Consider the following 265-nt stretch of genomic DNA (forward strand, 5'->3'; position numbering starts at 1 on the left):
TGTTTGGCGGGGTTTGAAGATGGTGAAGTCATGTATCTTGCAGGTCGGATCATCACTCGGGTTGCCTGGTTGGCAGGGACCTGAGACATTGACTGATCGCATACTCCACACCCGTATATCTAGGGGTGTGGCTTGGGTTTCTAAGGTTCCTGGGATGGTGTCCCAGGTTTCACCGTTATCCAGGGAGTACTTCCCGGCATAGGTCACGGTCGCCTCAACCCGGTAGGTTCCTCGCTTCTGGTACATGTGAGAGGTCGGGGTTTCC

At 54.7% G+C, this 265-nt stretch carries 1 pseudogene; it reads right to left on the bottom strand.

Annotation, left to right across the window (positions count from 1 at the left end):
- Positions 1-265, bottom strand: a pseudogene (locus HMPREF3160_RS10060) (hypothetical protein); the annotation flags it as partial.

Source organism: Arthrobacter sp. HMSC06H05 (assembly GCF_001807395.1).
GTDB classification, from domain to species: domain Bacteria; phylum Actinomycetota; class Actinomycetes; order Actinomycetales; family Micrococcaceae; genus Pseudoglutamicibacter; species Pseudoglutamicibacter albus.